This is a genomic window from Brevundimonas sp. (genome assembly GCF_018608325.1).
Taxonomy (GTDB): domain Bacteria; phylum Pseudomonadota; class Alphaproteobacteria; order Caulobacterales; family Caulobacteraceae; genus Brevundimonas.
On record NZ_JABAZW010000125.1, the window covers coordinates 946 to 6530 of the forward strand.

The following is a 5585-nucleotide window of genomic DNA, read 5'->3' on the forward strand; positions in this document are numbered from 1 at the left end:
AGCCCGTGATCGTCGTCGGCGTCGATCCTGTGACCGGGTTGGGCAAGGGCTCAGGCCGTTCGCAGCCGGGTATGAACCTGGGCCGGGCCATTCAGGCCGCGTGGGAGGAGGGCATCCTTCTGGCGGGCGGCGGTCACGCCATGGCGGCGGGCCTGACGGTCGACAGCGCGCGGCTGGGCGAACTGACTACCTTCCTCAACGATCGGCTGGCCAATGAACGGATCGAGGCCGTGGCTCAGGATTGGCTGGAGATTGACGCCCTGATCGAACCGGCGGGCGCCACGCGGGCCCTGTTCGAATCATTTGAGCAGTTGGCGCCCTTCGGTCCCGCCAACCCCGAGCCGGTTTTCGCCCTGACCGGTGTGCAGGCGCGTGAACCGGTGCAGATGAATGGCGGCCATGTGCGTTGCCGACTGGTCGGACCGGACGGCGGATCTGTCCGCGCCATCGCCTGGCGCTGCGCCGACCTGCCGGGCGGGCAGGCGCTGTTGTCGGGGCAGGGGGGCTTGAGCATTGTTGGGCGTCTGAAAGCTGACGACTGGAATGGACGCCGTGGGGTTCAGTTCGAGATCGAGGACGTGTCCGATCCGCGCATGATCCAGGGCTAAGCCTCGGAAACCGCTGGCTTCGAAAAAACTGGAAAACATGCTTGCGCCATCCGGAAGGCGCGGCTATATCGCCCGCTCTCCCGCGCAGCGGTCCCTTCGTCTATCGGTTAGGACGTCAGGTTTTCAACCTGAAAAGAGGGGTTCGACTCCCCTAGGGACTGCCACGCGGGCGGTTTCAGTTGCGCCTCCAGGCCGCTGTATTTCCCCGGAAATCCTCGTCTAAGCACAACGGTTGCGCGTATTCCGTGTGCGGCCACACGGATTAGACGCATTTTCGGCTTTTCAAAGATTCGCGGAACAGTGTTAAATGGCCGCGAACCCGTAATGAGGAACGGGCGGGGGCTAATATCTTGTCTGAATACCCAGTGATGGAAACGGCGGAGACCGTTCGTGTCGTCGGGCGCGTAAAATGGTTTGATCCCACGAAGGGCTACGGCTTCATCGTGCCGGACGATCCGACGCTGACCGAACTGCGCGACGTGCTTCTTCATGTCAGCAGCCTGCGAGATAGCGGTCGCGAAAGCGCCGATGAGGGCGCGCCGATCACATGCGATTGCGTCAAACGGCTGAAAGGCTGGCAGGCTGTCGAGGTTCACCACCTTGGCGAGGGTGCGCCAGTCGCGACCGTCCGAAGGCCTGCGCCTGCAGCCGTTGCTGATTCTGTCGCACCAAGCGGCGGGTCGCTGGAGCCTGCGGTCGTCAAATGGTTCAATCGCACCAAGGGGTACGGATTCGTCGTGCGCAACGGCGAGGCGGGCGATATCTTCGTCCATATCGAAACCCTGCGTCGCTGCGGTCTGGACGAACTGGTTCCCGGCGACACGGTTCAGGTGCGATTCGCCGACGGCCCCAAGGGGCTGGTGGTCGCGGATATCAGAACGGGCGGCTGATTCGATCGCCCCTTGGGAGGGCGCATGATCGGCGCGACGAGACGTTTCCTGCTTACCGGCGTTCTGGCGCTGGGCCTGATGGGCTGTGCCGCCAAAGGACCCGCAGGGCCGAATGGCGAACCGACCGAGAAGCTGTCCATCATCACGGCCAGCGGTGAGCACCAGTTCTGGGTCGAGATCGCGAACGATGAGCCCAAGCGCCAACGTGGCCTGATGTTCCGCCCTCCGCTTGAGGATGATCGCGGCATGCTGTTCGAATGGCCGGGCGAACCGGCGCGCGAACAGAGCTTCTGGATGCGCAATACGCCCAGCTCGCTGGACATCATCTATATTGATCCACAGGGGAAAATTGTCTCGATCGCGGCTCACGCCACGCCGTTCTCGGAGGCGCCGATCCCGTCAAACGGGCCTGCGAACGGGGTGTTGGAGTTGCGGGCGGGCCGTGCGGACGAAATCGGCGCCAAGCCGGGCGACAAGGTTGTGCATTCTTATTTCAAACCCTGATTGCGGATCACGTCGCGAAGTGCCAATAGAGCGCTCCGTTCGGTCCGGGGTGTAGCGCAGCCTGGTAGCGCATCTGGTTTGGGACCAGAGGGTCGGAGGTTCGAATCCTCTCGCCCCGACCAACGGAAGGCCGCTGGATTATCCATCCAGCGCGCGTTATGGCAGGGTCGTAAGACCCGCCTTTGCTGAGGATTTCTCCATGCTCGCTCGCATCTATCGCCCTGCCAAGACCGCAATGCAGTCCGGCAAGGCCAAGAGCCGCGACTGGCGTCTGGACTTCGAGCCCGCCTCGGCCCGCACGATCGACCCGCTGATGGGCTGGACCAGCTCCAGCGACATGAAGGGCCAGGTGCGCCTCAGCTTCGATTCGAAAGAAGAGGCTGTTGCCTACGCCGAACGTCACGGCATCCCGTTCCGCCTGCAAGAGCCGAACGAAGCGCCGTTGATCATCAAGGCCTACGCCGACAACTTTGCGACCAACCGTAAGCAGTCCTGGACGCACTAGCCGCCCAGGCTGCGCGTCAGGCGCCCTTAGCTCAACCGGATAGAGCACCCGCCTTCTAAGCGGACGGTTGCAGGTTCGAGTCCTGCAGGGCGCGCCACGGTTTTTGTCGGTTTCAGAGCAAAGTCGGCCGTATGCTTCCAGTCGCGGCGGCTATCCGCCAAGGGCGGTTAGCGGGGATCGGCAAGAGTGCTGGTGAGTTCAGTCCAAGGTGCAGGCGCGATAACTTGATCGCCACCGCCATGGGGCGAAATTTTCTACGTGCTCCGACCATGAGCTTCAGCGCAAGAGGCGCGACAAATCTACACAATAGCGATTTCAGAAATACCGCATTGGGGCGCCAGGGCGCTTCAACTGCTCATGATTCGCGCCTTGTATAGGGATAGAGCGCCTGCCGAGGAAAATAACATCGGTATATAATCGTATAGCTAGTAAAAATACTCAGTATTATCGAAGCTTGGCGGTATGTGGCGGCGATGTGAATTAATCACTCAACGCAGAAATGGCTATTTTACTTGTTACGGCCAAGCTTGACATGGCCTTCTGTGTAATCTCACCTTGATAAGACACATTTGCGTCGCACTTGTTCGCAGGAGTGCCGCATTTGTCATTACATTGTTTTGCGAGGGGCTATGACGTACACCACGAGAACTCTGCTACTTGCGGCAGCGGCGACTACAGTGCTGTTTGGTGCAGGGGCAGGTAACGCTCAGGCTCAAAATACACCGGCGCCGACTGGCGAGCTTTACTATATGGCGGACGGCAGCCGCACTGCCGACTATACGGCAGCCATTGAATCCTGGCGTGCAGACGCACAATTCTCAGTGGACTACTCCAAACGCTACCTGGGCCTGGAACATGCCTATGCGCGTGGCCTGAGCGGCAAGGGCCAGACGATTGGCATCAACGATGCCGGGATCTACATGAATCACCCGCTGTTCCAGACTGCGGGGAAGATCACTGGGCTGCATACTGAAGTTCCGTCCAACTACGGCAACGACGGCGCCATCAACCCGCGGCGCCCGTGGGAAGGGCATGGAACTCACGTCGCCGGCACCGCTGCAGGGAACCGGACAACCGATGGCCTTATGTTCGGCAACGCGTATGGCGCCAATATTTATGCCGCCACCGCCAACTTCTCGGCAGGTGACTTCCTCTGGTGGCGTGACGCCATCATCGACGGAAAATACATTCAGACGTCGTATGACAACATCATCGACCTGGCTGAAACCGGCAAGGTGCGCATCATCAACAACAGCTGGGGATCGGCGACCAGCATCCGTTTCGATGCATCTCTCCAAACCGTCCTGGCGGGGCTCGGTGACGACTACGAGGACTTCTTCGACCCGATTCTGAAGAACGACGTCCTGGTCGTGTTCTCGGCTGGCAATGGCGGCGGCGTCCACGCCGGTGCGACGGCTGTCGTGCCCTTGTCCGTTCCGGAACTGAGGTCCAACTGGCTTTCAGTCGTCAACTACAACGAAGACCTGCTGCCGGACGCTTCGTCCAGCCTGTGCGGCCGTACGGCGACGTGGTGCGTCGCGGGCCCCGGCGCGGATATCATCTCGTCGGTGCCGGGGTACGAGTACAATATTCCCGCTCTTCTGGCGGCCTTCCCCGTCGCTTCCTTCTCCACTCTCTATAACGCACGCACGGTCGCTCAACTGAATACGGCTGCTCAGAATCGCGTTCTGACCGCCCTGAACAATTACCTTAACCAGAAGGCGCTCGCGGCGCGCCTGGGACAACCGTTCGACGAGCAGGCGGCGCGTAAGCGGGTGGTGGACGAACTGGTGGCGGTGACTTTCGTCGCCGGCGCCCTGATCAATACACCAGACGGCGTGACCTCGCTGATGGGGAATATTCTTACGAACGCCAATAACGTGGCCTTGCTGAGCGAAGATTTCTCTCGCGACGTTCTGACCAAGGCTAACGACGAGTTCCTTCGCCGGTTGGAGACGTTCGTCAACTTCACGGGGCCGGGGTACGAAGCCTATACGGGCACGTCGATGGCGGCGCCGAACATCTCGGGTTTCGCCGCAGTGCTCATGGAAGCCTTCCCCGAGTATAATACGGCGCTGATCTCCGACATTCTGTTGTCGAGTTCGAAGGATCTGGGGACTCCCGGCGTGGATCTGCGCTCTGGCTGGGGTGCGCCACAGATGGACGTAGCGTTGGCTGGGCCGACGGCGCTTCGCGACGTTCGCGACGTGACCGTCAACGTCGGCACTGTCGACGTCTGGACCAACGACATCGGCGATGCGCGTGATCGGTATTCGGCTGAAGTCCTGGTGGATTTCCCCGATGACATCGGCGGTCTGGTCAAGAAGGGCGGCGGTGAACTCGTTCTAACGGGCAACATCGATTACACTGGCGTGACGCGTGTCGAGGGCGGTCTGCTGACCGTCAACGGTGCGATCCTTCGCTCGGCCACAACGGTTGCGGATGTCGGCATCATCGGCGGCATCGGGACCCTGGCGAACCTGACGGCTGACAAGGGCGGCGTCGTGGCTCCCGGCAACGCCGCCAATCCGTTCGGCGCCCTGACGGTCACTGGCGACGCCACCTTCAACCCCGACTCGTTCCTGTGGGTTCGTTCGGCCGTCAACGGCACGGCCTATTCGAAGCTTCAGGTCGGCGGACAAGCTATCCTGAATGGCGGCAACGTCATTCTGAAGGCTGACCAAGGCACCTGGAACCTGCGCACACGCTTGAACATCGTCAACGCGACGGGTGGCGTAACGGGCAAGTTTGCTGGCTCGACCAGTGACCTGGGCTTCCTGAAGCCGACCCTGACCTACACGAACAATACCGTCGTGCTGACATTGACCCGTAACGATGTGCTGATCGCATCGGTCGGTAAGACGCCCAATGAGCGGGCGGTCGGCGGTGCGCTGGACGTGATGACGGCTCAGAACACCACGGGCAATCTGGCGCTGGAAAATGCGATCCTGGACGGCAGCGTGGCCAATGTGACGGCGGCGCTCAGCAGCCTGACCGGCGAGGTTCACGCCTCGCTCGGCGGTGTCGCGGTGTCGGACAGCCGTTATATCCGCGACGCCATGCTGCAACGCGGACGCG

At 61.3% G+C, this 5585-nt stretch carries 5 protein-coding genes and 3 tRNA genes; all 8 read left to right on the forward strand.

The window, feature by feature from the left end; genetic code table 11:
• Positions 1 to 608: DHHA1 domain-containing protein (locus tag QZ281_RS12185; protein WP_292228721.1), on the forward strand; the 608-nt coding region annotated here is incomplete at its 5' end.
• A gap of 89 nt (positions 609 to 697) precedes the next feature.
• Positions 698 to 772 (forward strand) — tRNA-Glu (locus QZ281_RS12190).
• Positions 773 to 976: 204 nt separating this feature from the next.
• On the forward strand, positions 977 to 1498 hold the full coding sequence (locus QZ281_RS12195; RefSeq protein WP_292228745.1) for a cold-shock protein: 522 nt from the start codon (positions 977 to 979) through the stop codon (positions 1496 to 1498).
• 24 nt (positions 1499 to 1522) lie between these two features.
• Positions 1523 to 2002 (forward strand): DUF192 domain-containing protein, encoded by a 480-nt coding sequence (locus QZ281_RS12200; RefSeq protein WP_292228741.1) that lies wholly within the window; start codon positions 1523 to 1525, stop codon positions 2000 to 2002.
• Between the two features lie 45 nt (positions 2003 to 2047).
• Positions 2048 to 2124: transfer RNA gene (locus tag QZ281_RS12205), tRNA-Pro, on the forward strand.
• Between the two features lie 77 nt (positions 2125 to 2201).
• Complete coding sequence (locus QZ281_RS12210) at positions 2202 to 2507, forward strand: ETC complex I subunit (protein ID WP_292228742.1); 306 nt, start codon at positions 2202 to 2204, stop codon at positions 2505 to 2507.
• A gap of 20 nt (positions 2508 to 2527) precedes the next feature.
• Positions 2528 to 2604 (forward strand) — tRNA-Arg (locus QZ281_RS12215).
• A 532-nt stretch (positions 2605 to 3136) separates the two neighbouring features.
• A partial coding sequence (locus QZ281_RS12220) for a S8 family serine peptidase (protein ID WP_292228744.1) occupies positions 3137 to 5585 on the forward strand: 2449 nt, incomplete at its 3' end.